We start from the raw sequence: 22,169 nt of genomic DNA, 5'->3' as shown, positions 1-22,169 counted from the left end.
ATCAGCCTCCTGATAGTGCTTGCAAGATATAGACTTTGGACAGGGGCGCGAGCGCGTCGTTCAAGCGCTCGCGTTCACGGGCGCGCTGGCCGTCAATGAAGATGACCACGTTCTCGCGCAGGCAGCCCTGCTCGTCGAGCACGTAGCCGCGCAGCCTCGGATGGGCGTCGAAGGCCTGGTCGAGGGCGCCGCGTAGATCGGCCGCGTCGGTCTCCACCTGCGGCACGGTCATGAATCGACCCAGTTGCTGGGTAAAAATCAGTTGCGCCATGTTTACTTTCTCATTGGTCGACTGGATTCACCACAGATTCTAACGCGGATTGGCGCCGGTTTCGCTAAAATGAAAACGCGTCAACTACCGGAGCACCGCATGACGATTACGCCGCAAGAGCTGGAACTGCTGATGCAAGAGGTGGAGAAGGAGGATCCGATCGATTTCGCCGACCTGCCGTTCGACGAGCACGATCTGCGCGGGCTGATTTCGAACCATTTGTGCGAGATGGCCGACGCCATGGAGAACTTCAGCGACGAGGACAAGCATTTGACGTTGCTGGCCGTCGCGGCCAAGCTGGTGCTGGAGAACATGGTGCTCAATATCCAGCTGTTGCGGCGCCATGGCGTGCCGCTCAGCGAATCGGCCGACGCGCTGCTGAGCCGCCTGCGCAAATCCAAATGAGCAACGAGACAATACACCACGGAGACACGTAGGGCGGATTAGCGCAGCGTAATCCGCCATGCATGCGCCATCGGCGGCTTACAGATGGCGGATTACGGCTTCGCCTAATCCGCCCTACGTGTCTCCGTGGTTTGGTCAGGTCCCTGGTCGTCGAGGCGCTTTGCCGCCGGCGCCACGATCACCAGATCGCCCTCCGCCACGGCAACGCACGGCAAGATATATCCTTCGCGCTTCTCGTCCAGGCTCAGTCCGGGCCACTCGATCTTGTAGCGCACCGTGCCGCTTTTGCTCAGGCAGATGCAGGTGCGGCAGGTGCCGTTGCGGCACGAACTGGGCAAGCGCACGCCGGCCCGCTCGGCCGCTTCCAGCACGGTCGCCGGCGCCTCCGCGCCGAACCGCCAGCCCTGCCCCGCCAATGTCACCGTGCCGCCCATGCCGTCGCTTCCAGATCGTCAAAACGGCATGATACTAGAGCCGGCCGTCACCCGACCGCGACAAGTTTGGGCTTGGCCCTGGCCGGCGGTTTGGGCGCCACCGGCAACGGCGCGCGCGCCACGCGCTTGGCGTTCTGCAGCTTGAACACCGCCATCGCCTGCGACACGCAACGCGTCTGCTGCGCCAGGTTGCCCGCCGCCGCTGCCGCCTCCTCCACCAGCGCCGCGTTCTGCTGCGTGATGTCGTCGATCTGGATCACAGCCTGGTTGACCTGGCCGATGCCGGTGCTTTGCTCGCGCGTGGAATTGGAGATCTCACCCATCACCGCCGACACCTTGCTGACCGACTCGATCACCTCGCCCATGGTCACGCCGGCGCTGTTGGTCAGCACCGTGCCCGCCTGCACCTTGGAGATCGACATATCGATCAAGGTCTTGATTTCCTTGGCGGCCGTGGCCGAGCGCTGCGCCAGCCCGCGCACCTCGCTGGCGACGACGGCAAAACCGCGTCCCTGCTCGCCGGCGCGCGCCGCTTCCACGGCGGCGTTGAGCGCCAGGATGTTGGTCTGGAAGGCGATGCCGTCGATCAGGCCGATGATGTCGAGGATCTTGTTCGACGAGGCGCTGATGTCGCCCATCGTCGAGACTACCTGCGAGACGATGCTGCCGCCCTGCGCCGCCACCTGTTTGGCGTGGTCGGCCAGGTCGTTGGCGCTGGCCACATTGGTGGCGCTCTGCTGCACGGTCGACGTCAGCTGCTCCATGCTGGCGGCGGTCTGCTGCAGGCTCGACGCCTGCGACTCGGTACGGCCCGACAAGTCCAGGTTGCCGTTGGCGATTTCCCCGGTGGCCTGCGAAATCTCCTCGAAGTTGGCGCGCACGTCGCCGATGATGCTGTGCAGGTTGATATTGGTCTGGCGCAGCGCCGCCAGCAGGCGGCCCACCTCGTCGTCGCGGCGCACCTCGATGTTGGCCGTCAGATCGCCGCCGGCCATCATGCGCGCCGCCTTGGTCGCATGTCCCAGCGGCAGCGCCACATTCGCATACAGGCTGCGGCCGAACAGCCCCATGGCCGCCATCGACAGCAAGGCCAGCCCGCCCAGCCAACCGCTGGCGCCGGCCAGGGTCGCGCCGCCCAGGCCCAGCAGGCAGGCGGCCAGCAAGGCCAGCGTCCCGCACACCAGCGCGCACGTGAGGCCGATCTGCGCCGCCAGCGACATCGTCATCAACCCCGACAGGCGCGCCGCGATGCCGGTCGACACGCCCTTGCCGTTGACGATGCGCATGCGGCGCGGATTGCCGGCCTTGAACTGCCGGTACAGCTCGTCGGCCGCGCGCACCTGCTCGCGCGTCGGCTTGGTGCGCACCGACAGGTAGCCGACCGGCTTGCCCTGCTCGATCACCGGCGTGACGTTGGCCAGCACCCAATAGTAGTCGCCGTTCTTGCAGCGGTTCTTCACCAGGCCGGTCCACGGCATGCCGTCCTTGATGGTCGCCCACAGGTCGGCAAAGGCTTCGACCGGCATGTCCGGATGGCGCACGATGTTCTGCGGCGCGCCCATCAGTTCTTCCTCGGTGAAGCCGCTGACGTCGATGAAATAGGGATTGGCGTAGTTGATATTGCCTTGCAAATCCGTGCTGGAGACGATGGTCTTGCCATCTTCCATGATGTATTCGTTTTGGGTGACTGGAGTATTGGTGCGCATGGCCCATTCCTTTATGTTTTATTGTTAAAAACTTTTGGACATGAACGAACCGGGGTCGGGGGGCCGTCGCTAGTAGCGACCTCAGCCGTTACAGGCCCCACCATACACGCACCTCGCAAGGCAAATATCACCAATTGTTACAACCAGCGCTTACTCCAACGAAATCACCACGGTTACTGGCTGATCCGCCAACCTTCCGTGGATTGTCTACAACAGATCAGTCCGCCTTAAAATTCTGCCCCAGCGACATTGGTTTGTTGAGCAAGATTGTCTGCGGATTACGGCAGATAATCACCAGCACAACAATGGTGGCGAGATAAGGCAGCATCGACAGGAACTCCGACGGAATCGCCAATCCCAGCCCCTGGCCGTGGAACTGCAGCACCGTCACGCCGCCGAACAGGTAGGCGCCCACCAGCACGCCGCGCGGCTTCCACGTCGCAAACACTACCTGCGCCAGCGCGATCCAGCCGCGCCCCGCCGTCATGCCCTCCACCCACATCGGCGTCAGCGCCAGCGACAGATAGGCGCCGCCCAAACCGGCCATGGCGCCGCCGAACAGCACCGTGCCGTAGCGCAGCGCGATCACCGGAAAACCGATCGCGTGGGCGCTGTGCGGCGACTCGCCGACGGCGCGTATCACCAATCCCAGACGGGTGCGCGCCAGCATCCAGCCGATCAGCACCACCAGCGCCACCGACGCGTACACCATGCCGTCGAAGCGGAACAGCAGCGGACCGACAAACGGCATCTCCGACAGCAGCGGGAAGGTCAGTTGCGGCATGCGCTCCACCGTCTGCCCGACGAAGCCGCGTCCCATGAACGCGGAGACGCCGATGCCGAACAACGTCAGCGCCAGGCCGGTGGCCACCTGATTGGTCTGCAACGTCAGCACCAGGAAGCCGAAGATCAACGACATCGCCATCCCCGCGGCCATCGCCGCGAGAAGCCCGAGCCACATCTGGCCGGTGGCCAGCGTGACGCCGAAGCCCGTTACGGCGCCGACCAGCATCATGCCCTCCATGCCCAGATTGAGCACGCCGGAACGTTCGGTCACCAGCTCGCCCATCGAGGCCACCACCAGCGGGGTGGCGGCGCCCGCCGTGCTGGCGAGGAAGGCGATTAACAGCGCGGTATCGATCATGCGGCTTCTCCAACGACAGCAGGCAGATGACGCTTGCGCGGTTTGAACCGGTAGTGGATAAACAGGTCGGCCGCCAGCAGGTAAAACAGCAGCAATCCCTGGAACATGCCGGTGATCGCCGACGGCACCTGCAGCTCGATCTGTGCGGTCTCGCCGCCGATGTACAGCAGCGACATCAACAACGCCGACAGCACCACGCCCAGCGGATGCAGGCGGCCGACATAGGCGACGATGATCGCCGCGAAGCCGTAACCGGCCGACACCGACGGCTGCATCTGCCCCAGCGGACCGGCCACCTCGCCCACGCCGGCCACGCCGGCCAGCGCGCCGCTGACCATGAACGCCAGCCACACATTGCGCGGTTCGCTGAAGCCCGCGTACAGCGCGGCGGCCGGCGCCATGCCGCTGACCTGCATGCGGTAGCCGGCAAAGGTGTGCTTGCAGAAGAACCAGGCCGCCGCCGCCGCGAGCAGCGACAGGATGAAGGCGGCGTTGACCCGCAGCCCCTCCACCAGCAGCGGCAAGGTGGCGGACTCGCTGAACATCTTCGACTGCGGGAAATTGAAGCCGTCCGGATCGCGCATCGGCCCGTGCACCAGATAACTCAGTAGATGATAAGCCACGTACACCAGCATCAGGCTGACCAGGATTTCGCTGGTGTTGAAGCGGGTGCGCAGCAGCGCCGGTATGGCCGCCCACAGCATGCCGCCCAGCGCTCCGGCGGCCAGCATCAGCGGCAGCACCCACCAGGCCTCGACCTGGTCGAAGTACAGCGCCACGGCGCCGGCGGCGATCGCGCCGATGGTCAGCTGGCCATCGGCGCCGATGTTAGCGACGCTGGCGCGAAAGCCGATCGCCAGCCCCACGCCGCACAGGATCAGCGGCGTGGCCTTCAGCAGCAGCTCGCCCACGCCGTACAACGTGGTCCACGGCTTGATGAAATACACGTGGAAGGCGCGCAGCGGCTCCTGCCCGAGGAAGAAGAACAATACGGAGCCGGTCAACAGCATGGCCGCCGCGGCGATCAGCGGCGACGCCAGCATCATGCGGCGCGAAGGTTCCGGACGTTTTTCAAGCCTGGACATGGTCAGCTCCCTGGTAGTCGAAGTCGCCGCTCATCCACACGCCGATCTGGTTGATGCCGGTGTCGGCGGCCGGCACGGCGCGCGACAGGCGGCCGTCGGCCAGCACCGCGATGCGGTCGCTCAGCATGAATAATTCGTCGAGCTCCTCGGACAGAACCAGTACCGCCACGCCCTGGTCGCGCATGTCGAGGATGGCCTGGCGTATCAGCATGGCGGCGCCGACGTCCACGCCCCATGTCGGCTGCGCGAACACCATCACCCTGGGCGCCAGCGCGATCTCGCGGCCGACGATGAACTTTTGCAGATTGCCGCCCGAAAGGCTGGAGGCGGCCGATCCATCGCCGCCGCACTTGACGTTGAAGCGGGCGATCACCTTGCGCGCGAAGCCGCGCACCGCGCCGCGCTGTATCAGGCCGTTTTTCACCATGCCGGTGTTGGCGGCCGGCAGATAGCCGGTCAGCAGCGCGTTATCGGCCAGCGACAGCTCCGGCGCCGCGCCGCGTCCAAGGCGCTCCTCCGGCACGAAGCCCAGCCCGAGCTGGCGGCGGCGCGCGGCGTCCAGCGCGCCGACGTCCAGCGTGCCGAGGCGGATGCTGCCGGCGCCTGTCCGCAGCGGACGCTCGCCGGAGATGGCCTTCAACAGCTCCTGCTGGCCGTTGCCGGAGATGCCGGCGATGCCGACGATCTCGCCGCCGCGCAGGTCCAGGTTGATGTCCTTGAGCCGCGTGCCGAAAGGGTCTTCGCTGTCCACGGTCAGGCCATCGATGGAGAGCATCACCTCGCCCGGCGCGCGCGGCGTGTTGACGCACACCGGCAGCTCGCGCCCGATCATCAACTCGGCCAGCGAGCGCGCGCTTTCCTGTTTCGGGTTGGCGGTGCCGGACACGCGCCCGCCGCGCAGCACCGTCGCCTTGTCGCACAGCGACTGGATTTCGTCGAGCTTGTGGCTGATATACAGGATGCTGACCCCTTCGGAGGCAAGGCGTCGCAGCGATTCGAACAATTTGAGCACCGCGTCCGGCGTCAGCACGGAGGTCGGCTCGTCCATGATCAACAGCCGTGGCGATTGCAACAGGCAGCGCACGATCTCCACCCGCTGCCGCTCGCCCACCGACATGCTGTGCACCAGGCGGAGCGGATCGAGCGGCAGGCCGTATTGTTCCGAGACGGCGCGGATGCGCGGCGCCAGTTCGGCCGGCGTCACCTTCTCGTCCAGCGCCAGCGCGATGTTTTCGGCCACCGTCAAGGTCTCGAACACCGCAAAGTGCTGGAATACCATGCCGATGCCCAGCTTGCGCGCGTCGTGCGGCGAATTGATATGGACCTGGCGCCCCTCCCAGATCACCTGGCCGTCATCGGGCTTGGTCACGCCGTAGATGATCTTCATCAGCGTGCTTTTGCCGGCGCCGTTCTCGCCCAGCACCGCATGGATCTCGCCAGGCATCACGGTGAGGTTAACGTCGGCGTTGGCCACCACGGACGGGTATATCTTCGAGATGCCGAGCATCTGCAGGCGGGGTGCATGCTTCATCCGCTGTCCTCATCGTATACAAAGTAGTTACGTCGACAGACGCAATTAACATGCCACGCGAAGCGCCGGGTTGCGCGCCCTTTAAAACAGCACAGCGCACTGAATATGACATAAACGTCACCAAAAACGTGCGCGGTCTCCCTTCGGTTGTACACAAAAAGCGCGTGCGGTTGAGCACAGGGGTTGAGCACAGGGTTGAGCACAATTCCTGCTTATATAAGCGCATGTATCCACCGGAGATCCAACAGATGTCATCCGCCAGTTCCGCACGCCCACAAGGCAAACGCACCAACGCAGGCAAGGCCCAACCGGCCGCCCCGGCCGCGGGCAAAGGTGCGCCGCTCAAGCGCGGCACCACCGGCGTCGACATGCGCATCTACCGCGCCGTGGTCAACGCCGTCATGAGCCACCGCCTGCCGCCCGGCACCCATCTGGGCGAAGCCGATTTCTGCGAGCTGTATCAGGTCAGCCGCACCACCGTGCGCAAGGCGCTGCAACGGCTGGCGCACGACCACATCATAGAACTGCGGCCCAACCGCGGCGCCGTCATCGCCTCGCCCACGCCGGAGCAGGCGCGCGACATCTTCGCCGCGCGCCGCGCCATCGAACGCGAGATCATGCCGCTGGTGATACGCAATGCCACACCGGCTTCGCTGCGGCAGATACGCGCAGCCCTTGAAGATGAGGACCGGGCGCGCCGCACCGGCGACCGCGCCGGCTGGATACGTCTGGGCGGCGAGTTCCACATCCTGCTGGCCGAACTGGCCGGCAACCACGTGCTGCAACGCTTCATGGGCGAACTGGTGTCGCGCTGTTCGCTGATCATCGCGCTCTATGAAAAGCCCGGCGCGCCGATGTGCGGCAACCACGAACACCAGGACCTGGCGACCTTGATCGAGCAGGGAAACGTCGCCGAAGCGACGCACCTGATCGAGCACCACTTGCTGGAAATCGAAGCGCGCCTGCACCTGGACACCCCGCACAAAAAAGTGAACCTCGCCGAAGCGCTGTCGGATTTTTGAACGGGAAGGCAGGCATGTGGCCCGCAACTTGCTAGAAAAGACAACGAGATTGAATCCAATCGCCACACGAAATTGGATACAAAAATAGTTCGTTCATACCGCACCTTCACCCACTGACTGGAGTTCGCATGATGTCTCAACTCGTAACCCGCAACGCGGCAGCACTAATACTTCTCGCCGGCTGCGCCTGCGCCGCCCAAGCTGCCGACTGGAGCGACACCTACGTCGGCTACCGCTACGGCACCCGCTTCGCCGAGCCGTTCAACGACACCGACATCACCAAGAACATCGTCAACTTCAGCCACGTCTCGGGCTACAAATACGGCAAGAACTTCTTCAACGTCGACTTCCTGATGTCGTCGCACGACGACCCGTCGTCGGCCGGCGCGGCCAGCGGCGCGCACGAAGCGTACGCCGTCTACCGCCACACGCTCGACCTGGGCAAAATCAGCGGCAGCACGCTGGCCTTCGGCCCGGTGCGCGGCGTCGGCCTGACCGCCGGCTTCGACTACAACAGCAAGACCGACGCCGGCTACAACTCCAAAAAGCGCATGGTCGTCGCCGGCCCGACCCTGATGATGGACGTGCCGGGTTTCCTCGACATCAGCCTGCTCGCGCTATGGGAGAGCAACGCGCCGTTCAACACGTTCACCAACGTCGCCACGCCGCGCTACCGCTACGACACGCACGCGATGCTCACCGCCGCGTGGGGCATCCCGTTCAACATCGGCATTCCGCTGTCGTTCGAAGGCTACGCCAACTTCATCGACAAGAAAGGCAAGGACGAATTCGGCGGCGACACGGCGCGCGAAACCAACATCGACCTGCAGATCATGTATGACGCCAGCGCCGTCGTCAGCGCGCCGAAGAACACCTTCAAGATCGGCGTCGAATACCAGTACTGGAAAAACAAATTCGGCAACTCGGACAAGAACAATCCCGGCGCCACGGCCAGAACGCCGATGGTCCGCGCCGAATACCACTTCTAATCCACCCTCTTCAACGCTAAAGGAAATCGCATGATGAATCGTCGCACCCTGATCGCGCTCGCCGCGCTGACCGCCGCCCTTGGCGCCACTGCCCTGCCCGCGCTGGCAGCAGAACCGCTGAAGATCGGTTTCGTCTACGTCGGCCCGGTCGGCGACGCCGGCTGGACCTACGCCCACGACCAGGGCCGCCTGGCGATGGAAAAGGCGCTGGCCGGCAAAGTCAAAACCACCTACGTGGAGAATGTGCCGGAAGGCGCCGACGCCGAGCGCGTGATCCGCAAGCTGGTCGCCGAAGGGAACAAGCTGATTTTCACCACCTCGTTCGGCTACATGAACCCGACCGAGAAAGTGGCCAAGTCATCGCCCGGCGTGGTGTTCCTGCACGCCACCGGCTTCAAGACCGCCAAGAACCTGGGCACCTACGAATCGCGCCTGTACGAGGGCGCGTACCTGGACGGCATCCTGGCCGGCAAAATGACCAAGTCCAAGACGCTGGGCTTCATCGCCTCCTTCCCCGTGCCCGAAGTGATCCGCAACATCAACGCCTTCACACTGGGCGCGCAAAGCGTCAATCCGGGCATCAAGACCAAAGTGATCTGGGTGAACTCGTGGTACGACCCGGCCAAGGAACGCCAGGCGGCGGAAACCCTCGTGGCGCAAGGCGCCGACGTCATGGCGCAGAACACCGACTCGCCGGCCACCTTGCAGGTCGCGCAGGAAAAAGGCGTGTACGCCTTCGGCTGGGACTCGGACATGTCGCGCTTCGCGCCGAAGGCCCACCTGACCGCCGCCACCAACGACTGGTCGGGCTACTACACCGATACCGCCAAAGCGGTCCTCGCCGGCACCTGGAAAACCGGCGACTATCGCGGCGGCCTGAAGGAAGGCATGGTCAAGATGTCGAAGCTGAACGCCGTGGTTCCCGCCGACGCGGCCAAAATCTTCGAGGAGAAAAAGGCGGCGATGACGGCAGGCACCTTCAACCCGTTCTCCGGTCCGATCAAGGACCAATCGGGCGCGGTCAAGTACGCGGCCGGCGTCGCCGTGCCGCTGAAGGACCTGCTGTCGATGAACTTCTACGTGCAGGGCGTGGACGGCGCGATTCCAAAATAGGGGCAACGGCGGGACGCTTTACGGTCCCGCCCACCGCGACACACATGACAACCGATCCCGTTTTATTCGACGACTGGCATCCGGTGGCGCTGTCCACGCGGATCGTGGCCGGCGCCGTCACCGCCAGCGACCTGCTGGACACGCGCATCGCCTTGTGGCGCGACAGCGCCGGCAACGTCCACGCATGGGAGGACCGCTGTCCGCATCGCGGCACGCGCCTGTCGATGGGCACAATCGACAATGACACGCTGCGCTGCGCCTACCACGGCTGGCGCTTCGACGGCGAGGGACGCTGCCGGCACATCCCCGCGCTGCCGTCGCTCCAACCCGACCAGCTCAAAGCGCGGGTCGGCGCCTTCCACACGCAGGAAAAATACGGGATGGTATGGGTTTGCATCGGGTCGCCTGCCGGATCGCCTGCCAGCTCTGGGCCGCCGCGCTTTCCAGAGTTCGAGGACGAACGCCTGCGCAAGGTCTGGTGCGGCCCGTACGACGTGCAAAGCAGCGCGCCGCGCGTCGTCGAGAACTTCCTCGACATGGCGCACTTCGCCTTTGTGCACGACGGCATACTGGGCGTGCCGGAACAGGCAGCGATCGCCGACTACACGGTCGAGACGTTCGACGACGCCGACTACGGCAGCGGCGTCTGGGCCAAACAATGCCGCGCGTGGCAGCCGCAGGCCAGCAAGGCCGCCACCGGCGGCAGCGACATCGATTACACCTACCGCGTGGTACGGCCGCTGACGGCGATCCTCACCAAGCATCCGCCGGGCGGCATCGTCGAAGCGATCGCGCTGCTGCCGCAGCCGCTGACCGAGACCACCACCCGCGTGTGGATCATCATGGCGCTCAACGATTTCACCTCCGACGACAACGCCCTGCGCGCCTTCCAGGACACCATCTTCCTGCAGGACCTGCCGATTTTGGAAAGCCAGAGCCCCGCGCGGCTGCCGCTGGTCCCCGGCGCCGAAGTGTCGGTGGCATGCGACCGCATGTCGCTGGCCTATCGCAATTACCTCAAGCGGCAGAAACTGCGCTACGGCGTGCTGCGCGACGATTGACGCCCCGGCATCGGCCCGCCCTCAGCGGGCGGCGGACGCCAGCAATGTAAAATCGGCACGGTAGTAGTTCCCCTCAGGCCCTTTGCCGGCCGGTTCCAGGTAGAGCGCCAGCTTGCCGGTCACCGGGTGTTCGATCTCGTAGACCGCCGCCGGCAGCGCCGCGCCGGCACCGGCGAACAACAGCGAAAACTGGTCGAACTCCCTGGCCTGGTCGCGGCGCTTGACCTTCAACAGCGTCACGCTGGTGCCGCTGGTGCTGGCATACAGGTTGAAACTCTGCCCCGTGAGCGTCTGGTAGGTGGCGCCGCCCGGCTGCCGCGGCGTGGCCGCGAACGCGCTTGCCGCGTGCAGGCCGGCGCCGCCCAGCAAGGCGCCACCGGCGAAAATGAAGTTCCTGCGTTCCATGAAGATTCCCCAGTCAGGTTGCCGCTGGCGCGCCGGCGGCGCGCCATTCCATCGATTGATACAGGCCGCCATCGCCGGCGGCCTCGAAGCCCAGCCGCGCATACAGCGACCGCGCGCGGTTGGTGGGCAATACGCTCAGGCGCAACGGCAGCGCGTGGGCGCCGGCGCGCGTCATCAAGGCGCGCAGCAGGCCGGCGCCGATGCCGCGGTTGCGCACCTCCGGCAGCAGGCTGATATCGACCAGCCGCACGCCGGTTTCGTCGCAATCGACATACAGCCGTCCCACCGGCCGGTCGCCGTCGACCACCACGCTCACCTCCGCATGCGGAAAGCGCGCCAGGTATTGCTGCTGCTGGGCCGCGAACTGCATCGCGACGATGCGCTCGCGCAGCACCTCGTCGGCCAGCGCGGCCAGGTCCTGGCGCGTGCCGCGGTAAAGCCGCAGCATGAATTCCGCATCCTGCGGCGTGGCCGGGCGTAGCGTGATGGCGCTCATCGGCTCACCAGCGCGCCGGAAAAATGCCCTGCGTGGCGATGATGAAATTGACCTCGAGGTAAGGCTGCAGGTTGTTGTGCGGCTGGCCGCCGCCCGCCACCGAGAGCGGATTGGCGGCCATCGGCGCCAGGTTGCTGGGCGCGCGGTAGGGGGGCGTCGGCGACGACACGCCGGCCGGCAGGTTGCCGGCCGGCGAGGTGCTGGTGGCCGCCTGCGAAGTGGCGCGCAGCTGGTGGCCGTGGGACGGCAGCTGCGGCGTCTGCAGGCTGACGCTGGCGCTGCCGCTGCGCTCGCCCAGGTCGCGCGGCGTCAGCCCGGGACCGTCGCCGGTGCCAAGCGGCAGGCGCTGGCGCAGGTCCGGCAGGGCGAAGTTGTTCTTGCCGTCGCCGCCATAAGCAGTGCCCAGCAGCGCGAACAGCGCCGTGTTTTGCGAGATCGGCAAGAACTGGCCGTTGCACAAGGCCCACCCGGACGGGGCGAAGTTGCCGCTGAACATGCGGATTTCGGCGATGAATGGATCTGACATGGTCGGTCCTAGTAAGGTGACGGAAACTCGCCAAACAGCGCAATGATGAAATTGATCGCCAGGAAAGGCGCCATGTTGTCGTGCGGCTGGCCGCCGCCCTCCGGCCGCACGGCACCCGCGTACATCGGCGCGAGCGCGGTGGGCGCGCCGTACAGCTTGGGCTTGGGCAGCGGCGTGCCGGGCACGTAGGCGCCGGTGGTGATGTCGAGCGCGGCGCCGGCCTTGGCCGGGGCCGCCGTGCTGGCGCCGACCGCGTGGGTGTGGTCCGGCATCTGGGCGGCCGTCAGCGTCACCGTTTCCGCGCCGCCGTGGTCGCCCGGCAGGTAGTCGTACCCGGCGTTCGCGCCGGCGTGGACCGGCACCCGGCCGCGCAGGTCGGGCAGCGCAAAGGTTTGCTGGCCATCGCCGCCGTAGGTGGTGCCGATCAGCGCGAACAGCGCGTCGTTCTCGTTGATCGGTAGCACCGCGCCGTCGCAGAACCGCCACCCGTAGGGAGGGAAATTGCCGGCGAAGATGCGGATTTCGCCAATATAAGGTTGGGACATGGAGGACTCCGGCCGCGGTCAGAAGTGGGAAGGGTAAATGCCCGACAGGCAGATGCCGAACGTGCTGGTGGCATACGGCTGCATATTGTTGTGCGGCGCGCCGCCGCCGGCCGGCGCCACGGCCAGCGCGTCGAGCGCGGCGCTGCCATCGGCCGGACTGAACATGTTGATGGCGCCGGCCGGCACCGACGACAGCACCGCGCCGCCCGGCGCCGGCGTATGGCCCGGATTGCCCGGCGCCTCGGCCAGCAGCGCGTGCCGGTGGGCCGGCATCTCCGCCAGCGTCAGCGTGTGGCTGACCGCGCCGCCGCGCTGGCCGGGGGTGCCGTCCGCCGTATGCATCGGCGCGCGCCCGCGCAGGTCGGGCAAGGCGAAGCTGTTTTGTCCGTTGCCGCCATAGTAGGTGCCAAGCAGCGAAAACAGCGCCTGGTTGCTATTGATCGGCAACAGCTGGCCGTTGCAGGCGGCCCAGCCTTTCGGCACGAAATTAAACGAAAACATGCGGATTTCTCCGAGGAAGGCTTCGGACATGGCGACTCCGGCGTGGTGGACTTAGAAAGACCGCTGTTGGCGTTGCTTGAGGGCGAGGCCGATCAGGCCCAGGCCCAGCACCAGCATCGACACCGACGCCGGTTCCGGCACGGTGCCGACCCCGACCCCGGTCTGCACCAGTGAAATATTGTCCAGCTGGTTATAGGCGAAGTAGTTGCGGTTGCCAAAGCTGAGCAAGCCGAAAGTGCCGTTGCCCAGCAGGCCGGTGATGGTGAAATGCTGCCAGTCGTGGCTGACGTCGGTCTCGCCGAACACCTGCGCGCCGTTGAACAGGACCAGGGCCTCGGTGTCGGCCGCCTCGACCGGATCGGCTTGCACTTGCAAATCGAATTCCAGCGTATAAATGCCGTTCACCGCCGTGGCGACCTGCTGGCTGATGTAGCCGAGGTTGTCGTAGGCCGATTCGCTGAAGACCTGGTTCAGCGTCGGCACGGCGGCGCTGTAGTCGGGGCCGACGAATTGACCGCTGGGGTCGCCGCTCGAGGTCCAGCCCAGCAGGGTGGCGGTTTCAAAATCGCCGTTATGGACCAGATTGACGGCGGCCTGGACCGGCGCCGCGCACAGCGACGCCACGCAGATTAACGCGGTGAGAATTTTGGACATTGTGCGCCTTTTTGTTTAACATCAGGGATGAACGCTGAGGCACATCATACCGGCGAAGAATTATCAAAATGACATAATATTATTTGATGACATTATGCTATCTGATAGCATTTTTATATGACTTAGCCGATGACCACAGCCACGCCGCAAGACCACGAATTCCTCAGCCGCGTGCTGGCGCTAGCGCAACGCTCGCGCGACGAAGGCCACCATCCGTTCGCCGCCATGGTGGTCGCCGCCGACGGCGAGGTCATCGCCGAGGCGATGAACGCCTCCAGCAGCGACCGCACCGCGCACGCGGAGATGAACGCGCTGCGCATGGCGTCGCAACGCCACAGCCCCGCGCAACTGGCCGGCGCCACCTTGTACGCCAACGCCGAACCGTGCGCGATGTGCGCCGGCGGCACCTACTGGAGCGGCGTCGGCCGGGTTGTCTACGCGATGTCGGAAGCGAGCCTGCTGCAACTGACCGGCAGCGATCCCGAAAATCCGACCCTGTCGCTGCCGTGCCGCGATGTTTTCGCGCGCGGCCAGCGGCCGACCGAGGTCATCGGTCCGCTGCGCGAAGACGAGGCGCGCGCCGCCCACGCCGGCTTCTGGCAAAAATAAAAACCCGAGGGGAACGATACCCTCGGGCTGCCTATTTTCAACGTAGTGACTTGGTTGATCCGTCGTAAAGCTGCGCTTGCGCGACGGTCTAGTCTTGAAGTCATGCAGGCCGGTCCGGTCTGCCATTTCAAGGAGTCGCCATGTTCTCACTTCAACTATCCCAGCTCTTCTCGTCGCGCCTCATGCGCCCCCTGGCCCTGCTGGCCGTGGCCGCGCTGTCGGCCCCGGGCGCCGCGCTCGCCAGCAGCCCCTGGACCGGCAGCGGCTCGATGGGCGCGATCGACGAGTCGTGCTACCTCGCCGTTCAGATGGACAATTCCGAGGCAAGGCTTGCCCCCGGCCTGCTGTTGCCGTGCAAGATACGCTATCAGGTCACCGACTCGTTCGGCAGCTTGTCCACCGCCACGCTGGCGATGTTTGCGCACATCCGTGACAACAGCGTTACCGCCGGCAAAGTGGTGGTGCGTCTTTACGAGTATCCCAACGGCGGCGGCACGCCGGCCGGCAACCTGATGGCGACGATCGACAGCGATATGCTGGCCGGCACGCCGATCGCGGCCACCGGCTTCACGCGCTACCGCTTCCCTGCGGCCTGCGCCGGCGCCATGAATTTGAACTTCACGGCCAACACCTATTGGATCGAGGTCGACATGACGCCCGCCCTGCTGCCGGCCCTGCCTGGCTTAGCGATCGGATCGCTGCAACTGCGCAATTGCAGCTGATGCATCAGCCTCGGGGGCGCGCCGCATCGTCGCGCGGCCGCCCTCTTCCAACTATTCAATTAATGCCATCTGGCATACATTGCACACTTACCGTTTCAACAAAATTACCAGCAAAAACAAACACTTAACTCGCCAAAACGATGTTTCCTGGCGACAAAATCGCATCGCACAATAGAAGGTGTTTGATTAATTCGGACATTGGGATCAAAGTGTCAACCTGAGCCGTGCATCCACCGATGACGGGGAGACAACCATGAACCTTTCACATCCGATCTTACTGACAGCGCTGCTGGCCACCGCCGGCGCCGGCGCCCAAACCCCGCAAGTGGAAACGCCCACACCCGCCGTCCGCGCGGCGTCCGCCGCAGGCGTGGCGACGCCGTATTCGGTGCCGCGCTCGATGCGCCAGCCGCAGCGCGACATCGCGCCGGGACCGGTGCTGCTGCGCTTCACCACGGTGCAAAAGCTGAAGAAACGTTTTGAGGACGCCGACGCCGACCACAGCGGTACGTTGAACCGCGAAGAGGCGCGCCAGGCCGGCCTGGGCGTGGTCGACAAGAATTTCGACAGCATCGACACCGCGCAGCGCGGCAACGTCAGCTTCGACGACCTGAACGCCTACCTGATCCAGCGCCGCGAAGAATCCGGCTCGCGCTGAACACGCCGACAAGTCCTCAGGCCGGCGGCGCGTCCCTGCGCGGCAAGGTCAGGCTGAACACCGCGCCCTCGCCCGGGATGCTGGCGACGGTCAACGTGCCCTCGTGCACCTCGGCCAGCTCGCGCGAAATATACAAACCCAATCCCAGCCCCGACGGCACCTCGTTGCCGACGCCGCGCTCATACGGTTCGAAGATTTTGGCCTGCTGATCGGGCGCGATGCCCGGGCCGTGGTCGCGTACGTCGACCCGCACCGCATCCTGCACGACCACCAGCGACACCGCCACCGGCTGCTGCGCGCCGTAGCGCAGCGCGTTGGTCAGCAGGTTGACGACGATCTGCTCGATGCGGAACTCGTCCCACCAGCCGCTGACCGGCGTGTCGGCGTCCAGGCTGATGCTGCAGCCGGCCGTGGTGGCCTGCGGCGTGAGGTCGTGCACCACGCGCCGCAGCAGGCCCGACAGCTCCACCCAGCCCGGCCGCAGCGACAGCTTGCCGCTGCGGATGCGCGAGACGTCGAGCATGTCGTCGATCAGGCGGATGATGCTCTGGATCTGGCGGTCGTCGCGCGCCACCATGCGCTGCAACTGCTCTGCGCCGAAGGCGGCCATGTTGCCGCGCTCGAGCTGCATCTTGCGCAGCTGCGTTTCCAGGTACAAGGTGTTGAGCGGCGTGCGCATCTCGTGCGACACCATCGACATGAACTCGTCGCGCATCGACAGCGCCCGCTGCAACTGCGTCTGCGCCGCGTTCAGCTCGGCCAGGGTGGCCTCCTGCTTTTGCCGCGCCAGCTCCAGCGCCTGCACCTGGCGCCGGGTGGCCTCGCGCTGCTCGTACAACTGGACAAAGACCTCGACCTTGCTGCGCACGGCGCGCGAGTCGAGCGGCTTGTAGAGCACGTCGACGGCGCCGGCCTCGTACCCCTTGAAGGAATAATTGAGTTCCTTGCCGGCGGCGGTGACGAAGACGATCGGGATTTGCCGGGTGCGCTCGGTGCCGCGCATCAGCTCGGCCAGTTCGAAGCCGTCCATGCCGGGCATCTGCACGTCGAGGAAGGCCATCGCGAAGTCGTGCTGCAGCAGCAAGGCCAGCGCCTCCTCGCCGGAGCCGGCCTGGAAGATCTCGCGCCCGGCGCCACGGATGACGGCGTTGAGCGCTTGCAGGTTTTCCGGCAGATCGTCGACGATCAGCAGTTTGGTCGGGTGCTCGGCTTGCATCAATTATTCTCCAGCATCAACAGCATTGTGTGTATCGCGTCCAGCGGCAGGACCAGGTCCGGCGTCCGCAGACGGATTGCTTCTTTCGGCATCGTGGCCACCTCGGCCTCGTCCGGGTCCTGCACCACGGTCAGGCCGCCGGCGCGGCCGATGGCGGCCAGGCCGGCGGCGCCGTCCTGATTGGCGCCGGTCAATAAAATGCCCAGCAAAGCCGGGCCGTAGGCGTCCGCCGCCGACTCCATGAGGAAATCGATCGCGGGACGGGCGAAGTGCAGCGGCGCCTCGCAGCTGAGCGAAAAGCTGCGGTCCGACTCAACCGACAAATGGTAGCCGGAACCGCCAAAGTATAGCGTCCCGGATGCCAGCGGCTCCTTGTCGGCCGCCTCGCGCACCGGCAACACCATGCGCTGGCGGAACACCTCGGCCAGCTGGCTTTGGCGGTTCTCCGGCAGGTGCAGCAGCGCCACCAGCGGCCGGCCGTAGCCGGCGGGCAGGCCGGGCAGCAGCTTGAGCAGCGCGGCCACGCCGCCGGCCGAGGCGCCGATCACCACCGCCTCGATGGTGCGGCCGGCCAGCACGGCGGCGATCGCCGCCGTCGCCGCCTTGGCCGGCGCACTCGATGGTCCCGTCGTCGGCTTCATTTCTAACGCTTCCTGAACAGCCGCTCGCGCTTTTGCACCGGTTCGAAATTGGGTGCGTAGGCGGAAAAATCGATGCTTTCCTTGCTGCCGAGGCCGAGAAAACCGCGATGGCACAGCGATTCGTGGAACAGTCCGAACGCGCGCTCCTGCAACCGCTTCTTGAAATAGATCATCACGTTGCGGCAGCTGATCAAATGGGTCTCGGCGAACACGGCGTCGGTCGCCAGGCTGTGGTCGGCATAGGTGACGTTCTCGCATAGCGAACTGTCGAACAGCGCGGCATTATAGGCCGCCGTGTAGTAGTCGGAAAAGCTGCGCGTGCCGCCGGCGGCCTGGTAGTTGGCCGTATATTCTTGCATGGCGTCGAGCGGGAACACGCCCTTGCGCGCCTTCTCCAGCGACTGCGGATTGATGTCGGTGGCGTAGATCATGCTGCGCTCGAGCAAGCCTTCCTCCCGGAGCAGGATGGCCATCGACACCACCTCCTCGCCGGTGCTGCAGCCGGCGATCCAGATCTTCAGCGACGGATAGGTGCGCAGCACCGGCACCACCTGCTCGCGCAGCGCCTTGAAATAGCTGGGATCGCGGAACATCGACGTCACCGGGATCGTCAGGTATTGCAGCAGCTGGCTGAACGCGGCCGGCTCGTGCATGATGCGCGCCTGCAGCGCCGAGATGCTGGCGCATTCCATTTCCTTGAGCGCATGCAGCACGCGGCGCTTCTGAGAGGCGCCGGTGTAGTCGCGGAAATCGTAGCTGTACTTCATGTAGATGGCTTCCATCAACACTTTGAGCTCGATGTCGGTGTCGCTATGTTGCATACGCTAGCTCCCCATCATGCGCCGCGCTCGCCGTTGGGCATCCACACCCGCAGCAAGGAATACAGGCGCGACAGGTCGATCGGCTTGGCCAGGTAATCGCTGGCGCCGGCGGCCAGGCATTGCTCCTGGTCGTCCTTCATCGCCTTGGCGGTGATGGCGATGATCGGCAGGCGGGCGAAGCGGGCGTCGGCGCGGATATGGCGCGTCGCCTCCAGGCCGTCCATGCCGGGCATCATCACATCCATCAGCACCAGGTCGATGTCCGGATTCTGGTCCAGCTTTTCGATCGCCTCGAAGCCGTTGCGGCCGACCTCGACCAGCACGCCCTTCTGCTCCAGCGCGCTGGTCAGCGCGAAGATGTTGCGCACGTCGTCGTCGACCAGCAAGATGCGGCGGCCTTCGAACACGCGGTCGCGCGAGCGCACCGTGCGCAGCATGGTCTGGCGCTCGGACGACAGGTCGGCCTCGACCTTGTGCAGGAACAAGGTCACCTCGTCGAGCAGGCGCTCCGGCGAGCGGGCGCCCTTGATGATGATCGAGCGCGAATACTTGTGCAGGTCGGCCTCCTCGGCGCGCGACAGGTTGCGGCCGGTGTACACGATCACCGGCGGGAACGCCGCCAGCTGCTCGCCGGACATGCGCTGCAACAGCTCGTTGCCCTGCATGTCGGGCAGCTTCAGGTCGATGATCATGCAATCGAACACGGTGGTGCGCAGCAGCGCCAGCGCCTCTTCGCCGCTGCCGACGTCGACGATGTCGACATCGTCGTCGGAGATCAGCTGCACCACGCTGTCGCGCTGGCGGTCGTCGTCCTCGACCAGCAGCACGCGCTTGATCTTTTGCGTCAGCTTGGTCTCGATGCGGCGGAACACTTCCATCAACTGATCGCGCGTGGTCGGCTTGAGCGCGAAACCGATCGCGCCCAGGTGCAACGCGGCCTCGCCGGCGTCCGAGCCGGACACCACGTGCACCGGGATGTGGCGGGTCTGGGCGTCGTCCTTGAGCATTTGCAGCACCGACAGGCCGGAGCGGTCCGGCAGGCGGATATCGAGCAGGATCGCGTTCGGACGGTGTAGGCGCGCCAGCTCCAGGCCCTCGTCGGCGTCGAACGCGACCAGGCAGCGGTATTGCTTTTCGTGCGCCAGGTCGTACAGGATGCGGGCGAAGGTGGGGTCGTCCTCGATCACCAGCACCGAGCGGGCGTTGTCGGCGCCGGGCGGCAGCTGTTCGCGGTCGTCGTCGAAGGCGCGCACGCGCGGCGGCGCCTCTTCGGTACCGTCGTCGCCGCGGGCCGGCGGCGACGTCGCCGCGATGGCCAGGCCCAGCGACGTGGCCGCGTAGGCGCCGACGCCGCCGCCACCATTGTCATCCATGCTGGCCGGCGCGCTGGCGCTGCCGACGCGCGGTCCAGGCTCCGGCGCGGTCCAGCGCAACGGCATGGTCAGGGTGAAGCAGCTGCCCTTGCCCGGTTCGCTGACCAGGCTGATCGCGCCGCCCAGCAGGTGCGCCAGGTCGCGCGAGATCGACAGGCCCAGGCCGGTGCCGCCGTACTTGCGGCTGGTGGTGCCGTCGGCCTGCTGGAAGGCGTTGAAAATGCCTTGCTGGTCTTCCTGGCGGATGCCGATGCCGGTGTCCTGCACCGAGAAGCCGACCGCGCCGTCGCCGGCGGCATGCACGGCCAGGGTGATCTGGCCGTTGCTGGTGAACTTGAGCGCGTTCGACAGCAGGTTTTTCAGTATCTGTTCCAGGCGCTGGCGGTCGGTGACCATGTGCGTGGCCAAATCGTCGGCCACCTGCACGTGGAAGCCCAGTTTCTTTTGCTGGGCCAGCGGCTCGAACACCATCGCCATGCCTTCGACCACGTGGCGCAGCGACAGCTGCTCCGGCACCAGCTCCAGCTTGCCCGCCTCGACCTTGGAGATGTCGAGGATGTCGTTGATCAGGTTCAGCAAATCGTTGCCGGCCGAGTAAATCGTGTTGGCGAAGCGCACCTGCTCGTCGTTCAGGTTGCCGGCGGAGTTTTCCGACAGCAGCTTGGCCAGGATCAGCGAACTGTTCAACGGCGTGCGCAGCTCGTGCGACATGTTCGCCAGGAACTGCGACTTGTACTGGCTGGCGCGCTCGAGCTCGCGGGCGCGCTCCTCCAGGTCCGACTGCGCCTTGACCAGTGCGGCGTTTTTCTGGTCCAGCGCGGTGCCCTGCTCGGCCAGTTGCTCGTTGGTCTGTTCCAGCTCGGCCTTCTGGTTCTCCAGGCTGGCCTGCGATTCCTCCAGCACGCGCGACTGCTCTTCCAGTTCCTCGTTGGCGGTGCGCAATTCCTCCTGCTGCACCTGCAATTCCTCGTTGAGCTGCTGGGTTTCCTCCAGCACTTCCTGCAAGCGCTGGCGCGACTGGCTGGCCTCGATGGCGTTGCCGATGTTGCCCTTGACCAGGGTGAGGAAATCCATGTCGCGCACCGCGATCGGACGCAGCAGGCCGATTTCAACCACGCCGTTGATCTGGCCGTCATTGTCGAGCGGCGCCAGCAGCACGCTGGCCGGCGTCCCGGCGCCCAGGCCGGAAGCGACCTGGATGTAATCGGCCGGCACCCGGTCGAGGCGGATCAGGCGGCGTTCCAGCGCGGCTTGCGCCACCAGGCTCTCGCCGGACTTGAGCTGCTGGTCGCGCCGTTCCCACTCGGCGCTGAAGCCGTACGACGCCACGCGGCGCAGGCTGCCGTCCGGGTTGCGCAGATACAGCGCGCCAACCACCGCGTTCATGTAGCGCGCCAGGAATTGCAGCAGCACCGCCGACAATTGCGGCAAGGCCAGCTGGCCGATGCCCTGCTGCGCCAGCTCGCTCTGGCCGGTGCGCAGCCAGGCTTGCTGCTGCAACAGATCGGCGTGTTCTGTGTGCTGCAGCAGCACGGCGTTATAGGTTTTCGACAGTCCGAGCAGCTCGCGCCGCCCGAACCAGGCCAGCGCGCCGCCCACGCCCAGGGTCAGCAGCAGGTACACCACCGCCACGCTGATGGTGACGCTGCGCGCCGAGGCGTTGCGGTCCTGGCGCATGCGCATCTCGACCTCGAGAAAAGCGTCGAGCTGGCGGCGGATCTCGTCGAACTGGTTCTTGCCGCGCCCGGTCTTGACCGGGCCGGTCACATCGCCGTTGGCGGCGCGCAGCCGTATCATTTCCTGCGCGTATAAGTCCCATTGCCGGTGCTGGGCCTCGATCAGGCGCAGCCGGTCGACCTGGGCATGGTTGTCTTCCACCAGTTTCGCCAGGCTGGCCAAGCTGGAGGCCACCTTCGGCTTGGCCAGCACATAGGGCTGCAGGAAGGATTCGTCGCCGGCCAGCATATAGCCGCGCAGGCCGGTCTCCATGTCGACCATTTCCTTGCTGATCTCGCTGGCGTTGCCGATCACGCGCTCGCTATGCTCGACCCAATTCATGGTCGTGACCAGATATACCAGCAGCATGACGAACACCCCGGCGCTGACCACGCCGGCGGCCAGCGGCAAAGTGATGTTACGGGCAAGAATACGACGGAAAGCTGCGTCGTCGAGCGTTTTAGTGGGCATGGCACGGACCAAGATAACTGGAGAAGCAAGATTTTATCTCAAACACATGCTTGA

The 22,169-nt window shown here is 65.5% G+C and carries 24 protein-coding genes; 8 read left to right on the top strand and 16 right to left on the bottom strand.

Annotated features, from left to right (window positions below; all coding sequences use genetic code 11):
• Position 1: 1 nt before the first annotated feature.
• Complete coding sequence (locus NHH73_02585; GenBank protein ID USX27204.1) at positions 2-271, bottom strand: MoaD/ThiS family protein; 270 nt, start codon at positions 269-271, stop codon at positions 2-4.
• A gap of 99 nt (positions 272-370) precedes the next feature.
• On the opposite strand from NHH73_02585, the gene NHH73_02580 reads away from it, so the two are divergent.
• On the top strand, positions 371-676 hold the full coding sequence (locus tag NHH73_02580; GenBank protein ID USX27203.1) for a hypothetical protein: 306 nt from the start codon (positions 371-373) through the stop codon (positions 674-676).
• Positions 677-780: 104 nt separating this feature from the next.
• Here NHH73_02580 and NHH73_02575 read toward each other — a convergent pair whose 3' ends face one another.
• From NHH73_02575 to NHH73_02555, 5 genes are all read right to left on the bottom strand, one after another.
• Complete coding sequence (locus tag NHH73_02575) at positions 781-1,110, bottom strand: 2Fe-2S iron-sulfur cluster-binding protein (protein USX27202.1); 330 nt, start codon at positions 1,108-1,110, stop codon at positions 781-783.
• Positions 1,111-1,157: 47 nt separating this feature from the next.
• Positions 1,158-2,816 (bottom strand): methyl-accepting chemotaxis protein, encoded by a 1,659-nt coding sequence (locus NHH73_02570; protein ID USX27201.1) that lies wholly within the window; start codon positions 2,814-2,816, stop codon positions 1,158-1,160.
• Positions 2,817-3,033: 217 nt separating this feature from the next.
• Positions 3,034-3,960 carry an ABC transporter permease gene (locus NHH73_02565; GenBank protein USX27200.1) on the bottom strand — a complete coding sequence of 309 codons (927 nt, stop codon included), beginning with the start codon at positions 3,958-3,960 and terminating at the stop codon, positions 3,034-3,036.
• The gene (locus tag NHH73_02560; protein USX27199.1) at positions 3,957-5,045 is read right to left on the bottom strand and encodes an ABC transporter permease; all 1,089 of its coding nucleotides are present in this window, start codon (positions 5,043-5,045) and stop codon (positions 3,957-3,959) included. The genes NHH73_02565 and NHH73_02560 overlap by 4 nt, the downstream gene beginning before the upstream one ends.
• Positions 5,032-6,576 carry an ABC transporter ATP-binding protein gene (locus NHH73_02555; protein ID USX27198.1) on the bottom strand — a complete coding sequence of 515 codons (1,545 nt, stop codon included), beginning with the start codon at positions 6,574-6,576 and terminating at the stop codon, positions 5,032-5,034. The genes NHH73_02560 and NHH73_02555 overlap by 14 nt, the downstream gene beginning before the upstream one ends.
• 248 nt (positions 6,577-6,824) lie before the next feature.
• Here NHH73_02555 and NHH73_02550 point away from each other — a divergent pair, with 248 nt between their 5' ends.
• The 4 genes from NHH73_02550 (at position 6,825) to NHH73_02535 (ending at position 10,761) form a co-directional block, all read left to right on the top strand.
• The gene (locus tag NHH73_02550) at positions 6,825-7,598 is read left to right on the top strand and encodes a GntR family transcriptional regulator (GenBank protein ID USX27197.1); all 774 of its coding nucleotides are present in this window, start codon (positions 6,825-6,827) and stop codon (positions 7,596-7,598) included.
• 131 nt (positions 7,599-7,729) lie between these two features.
• The gene (locus NHH73_02545; GenBank protein USX29771.1) at positions 7,730-8,587 is read left to right on the top strand and encodes an outer envelope protein; all 858 of its coding nucleotides are present in this window, start codon (positions 7,730-7,732) and stop codon (positions 8,585-8,587) included.
• Positions 8,588-8,617: 30 nt separating this feature from the next.
• On the top strand, positions 8,618-9,700 hold the full coding sequence (locus NHH73_02540; GenBank protein USX27196.1) for a BMP family ABC transporter substrate-binding protein: 1,083 nt from the start codon (positions 8,618-8,620) through the stop codon (positions 9,698-9,700).
• A gap of 44 nt (positions 9,701-9,744) precedes the next feature.
• Complete coding sequence (locus NHH73_02535) at positions 9,745-10,761, top strand: aromatic ring-hydroxylating dioxygenase subunit alpha (GenBank protein ID USX27195.1); 1,017 nt, start codon at positions 9,745-9,747, stop codon at positions 10,759-10,761.
• A 21-nt stretch (positions 10,762-10,782) separates the two neighbouring features.
• Here NHH73_02535 and NHH73_02530 read toward each other — a convergent pair whose 3' ends face one another.
• The 6 genes from NHH73_02530 to NHH73_02505 are packed head-to-tail and all read right to left on the bottom strand — an operon-like array spanning position 10,783 to position 13,888.
• Positions 10,783-11,166: a hypothetical protein gene (locus tag NHH73_02530; protein USX27194.1), complete on the bottom strand. Its 384-nt coding sequence runs from the start codon at positions 11,164-11,166 to the stop codon at positions 10,783-10,785.
• A 13-nt stretch (positions 11,167-11,179) separates the two neighbouring features.
• Positions 11,180-11,662, bottom strand: a complete 483-nt coding sequence (locus NHH73_02525) for a GNAT family N-acetyltransferase (GenBank protein ID USX27193.1) — start codon at positions 11,660-11,662, stop codon at positions 11,180-11,182.
• A 4-nt stretch (positions 11,663-11,666) separates the two neighbouring features.
• Positions 11,667-12,188 carry a tail fiber protein gene (locus NHH73_02520; protein ID USX27192.1) on the bottom strand — a complete coding sequence of 174 codons (522 nt, stop codon included), beginning with the start codon at positions 12,186-12,188 and terminating at the stop codon, positions 11,667-11,669.
• A gap of 8 nt (positions 12,189-12,196) precedes the next feature.
• Positions 12,197-12,733 (bottom strand): tail fiber protein, encoded by a 537-nt coding sequence (locus NHH73_02515; GenBank protein ID USX27191.1) that lies wholly within the window; start codon positions 12,731-12,733, stop codon positions 12,197-12,199.
• 18 nt (positions 12,734-12,751) lie between these two features.
• Complete coding sequence (locus tag NHH73_02510) at positions 12,752-13,264, bottom strand: tail fiber protein (protein ID USX27190.1); 513 nt, start codon at positions 13,262-13,264, stop codon at positions 12,752-12,754.
• Positions 13,265-13,285: 21 nt separating this feature from the next.
• A complete protein-coding gene (locus NHH73_02505) occupies positions 13,286-13,888 on the bottom strand; it encodes a PEP-CTERM sorting domain-containing protein (protein USX27189.1) in 603 nt (200 codons plus the stop codon).
• Between the two features lie 129 nt (positions 13,889-14,017).
• On the opposite strand from NHH73_02505, the gene NHH73_02500 reads away from it, so the two are divergent.
• The 3 genes from NHH73_02500 (at position 14,018) to NHH73_02490 (ending at position 15,877) form a co-directional block, all read left to right on the top strand.
• Positions 14,018-14,497: a nucleoside deaminase gene (locus NHH73_02500; GenBank protein USX27188.1), complete on the top strand. Its 480-nt coding sequence runs from the start codon at positions 14,018-14,020 to the stop codon at positions 14,495-14,497.
• A 140-nt stretch (positions 14,498-14,637) separates the two neighbouring features.
• Positions 14,638-15,219, top strand: a complete 582-nt coding sequence (locus tag NHH73_02495; protein USX27187.1) for a hypothetical protein — start codon at positions 14,638-14,640, stop codon at positions 15,217-15,219.
• A gap of 253 nt (positions 15,220-15,472) precedes the next feature.
• On the top strand, positions 15,473-15,877 hold the full coding sequence (locus NHH73_02490; protein ID USX27186.1) for an EF-hand domain-containing protein: 405 nt from the start codon (positions 15,473-15,475) through the stop codon (positions 15,875-15,877).
• Between the two features lie 16 nt (positions 15,878-15,893).
• Here the strand turns inward: NHH73_02490 and NHH73_02485 are convergent, their stop codons facing one another.
• From NHH73_02485 to NHH73_02470, 4 genes are read right to left on the bottom strand one after another with little or no spacing between them, the layout of a single operon-like run.
• The gene (locus tag NHH73_02485) at positions 15,894-17,093 is read right to left on the bottom strand and encodes a hybrid sensor histidine kinase/response regulator (GenBank protein USX27185.1); all 1,200 of its coding nucleotides are present in this window, start codon (positions 17,091-17,093) and stop codon (positions 15,894-15,896) included.
• Positions 17,093-17,734 carry a chemotaxis protein CheB gene (locus NHH73_02480; GenBank protein USX27184.1) on the bottom strand — a complete coding sequence of 214 codons (642 nt, stop codon included), beginning with the start codon at positions 17,732-17,734 and terminating at the stop codon, positions 17,093-17,095. Before NHH73_02480 ends, NHH73_02485 begins: the two co-directional genes overlap by 1 nt.
• A 2-nt stretch (positions 17,735-17,736) precedes the next feature.
• Positions 17,737-18,555 carry a protein-glutamate O-methyltransferase CheR gene (locus NHH73_02475; protein USX27183.1) on the bottom strand — a complete coding sequence of 273 codons (819 nt, stop codon included), beginning with the start codon at positions 18,553-18,555 and terminating at the stop codon, positions 17,737-17,739.
• A 14-nt stretch (positions 18,556-18,569) separates the two neighbouring features.
• Positions 18,570-22,115: a response regulator gene (locus tag NHH73_02470; GenBank protein USX27182.1), complete on the bottom strand. Its 3,546-nt coding sequence runs from the start codon at positions 22,113-22,115 to the stop codon at positions 18,570-18,572.
• Positions 22,116-22,169: the final 54 nt, after the last annotated feature.

The organism is Oxalobacteraceae bacterium OTU3CINTB1 (assembly GCA_024123955.1).
Classification (GTDB): Bacteria; Pseudomonadota; Gammaproteobacteria; order Burkholderiales; family Burkholderiaceae_D; genus Rugamonas.
The sequence above is the reverse complement of the archived record's forward strand: the minus strand, read 5'-3'. Positions and strand labels throughout refer to the sequence as shown.

Bases quoted from the DNA above. Each gene is read 5' to 3' on its own strand.
- NHH73_02585 (USX27204.1), bottom strand. From the start codon at position 271: ATGGCGCAACTGATTTTTACCCAGCAACTGGGTCGATTCATGACCGTG.
- NHH73_02580 (USX27203.1), top strand. From the start codon at position 371: ATGACGATTACGCCGCAAGAGCTGGAACTGCTGATGCAAGAGGTGGAG.
- NHH73_02575 (USX27202.1), bottom strand. From the start codon at position 1,110: ATGGGCGGCACGGTGACATTGGCGGGGCAGGGCTGGCGGTTCGGCGCG.
- NHH73_02570 (USX27201.1), bottom strand. From the start codon at position 2,816: ATGCGCACCAATACTCCAGTCACCCAAAACGAATACATCATGGAAGAT.
- NHH73_02565 (USX27200.1), bottom strand. From the start codon at position 3,960: ATGATCGATACCGCGCTGTTAATCGCCTTCCTCGCCAGCACGGCGGGC.
- NHH73_02560 (USX27199.1), bottom strand. From the start codon at position 5,045: ATGTCCAGGCTTGAAAAACGTCCGGAACCTTCGCGCCGCATGATGCTG.
- NHH73_02555 (USX27198.1), bottom strand. From the start codon at position 6,576: ATGAAGCATGCACCCCGCCTGCAGATGCTCGGCATCTCGAAGATATAC.
- NHH73_02550 (USX27197.1), top strand. From the start codon at position 6,825: ATGTCATCCGCCAGTTCCGCACGCCCACAAGGCAAACGCACCAACGCA.
- NHH73_02545 (USX29771.1), top strand. From the start codon at position 7,730: ATGTCTCAACTCGTAACCCGCAACGCGGCAGCACTAATACTTCTCGCC.
- NHH73_02540 (USX27196.1), top strand. From the start codon at position 8,618: ATGATGAATCGTCGCACCCTGATCGCGCTCGCCGCGCTGACCGCCGCC.
- NHH73_02535 (USX27195.1), top strand. From the start codon at position 9,745: ATGACAACCGATCCCGTTTTATTCGACGACTGGCATCCGGTGGCGCTG.
- NHH73_02530 (USX27194.1), bottom strand. From the start codon at position 11,166: ATGGAACGCAGGAACTTCATTTTCGCCGGTGGCGCCTTGCTGGGCGGC.
- NHH73_02525 (USX27193.1), bottom strand. From the start codon at position 11,662: ATGAGCGCCATCACGCTACGCCCGGCCACGCCGCAGGATGCGGAATTC.
- NHH73_02520 (USX27192.1), bottom strand. From the start codon at position 12,188: ATGTCAGATCCATTCATCGCCGAAATCCGCATGTTCAGCGGCAACTTC.
- NHH73_02515 (USX27191.1), bottom strand. From the start codon at position 12,733: ATGTCCCAACCTTATATTGGCGAAATCCGCATCTTCGCCGGCAATTTC.
- NHH73_02510 (USX27190.1), bottom strand. From the start codon at position 13,264: ATGTCCGAAGCCTTCCTCGGAGAAATCCGCATGTTTTCGTTTAATTTC.
- NHH73_02505 (USX27189.1), bottom strand. From the start codon at position 13,888: ATGTCCAAAATTCTCACCGCGTTAATCTGCGTGGCGTCGCTGTGCGCG.
- NHH73_02500 (USX27188.1), top strand. From the start codon at position 14,018: ATGACCACAGCCACGCCGCAAGACCACGAATTCCTCAGCCGCGTGCTG.
- NHH73_02495 (USX27187.1), top strand. From the start codon at position 14,638: ATGTTCTCACTTCAACTATCCCAGCTCTTCTCGTCGCGCCTCATGCGC.
- NHH73_02490 (USX27186.1), top strand. From the start codon at position 15,473: ATGAACCTTTCACATCCGATCTTACTGACAGCGCTGCTGGCCACCGCC.
- NHH73_02485 (USX27185.1), bottom strand. From the start codon at position 17,093: ATGCAAGCCGAGCACCCGACCAAACTGCTGATCGTCGACGATCTGCCG.
- NHH73_02480 (USX27184.1), bottom strand. From the start codon at position 17,734: ATGAAGCCGACGACGGGACCATCGAGTGCGCCGGCCAAGGCGGCGACG.
- NHH73_02475 (USX27183.1), bottom strand. From the start codon at position 18,555: ATGCAACATAGCGACACCGACATCGAGCTCAAAGTGTTGATGGAAGCC.
- NHH73_02470 (USX27182.1), bottom strand. From the start codon at position 22,115: ATGCCCACTAAAACGCTCGACGACGCAGCTTTCCGTCGTATTCTTGCC.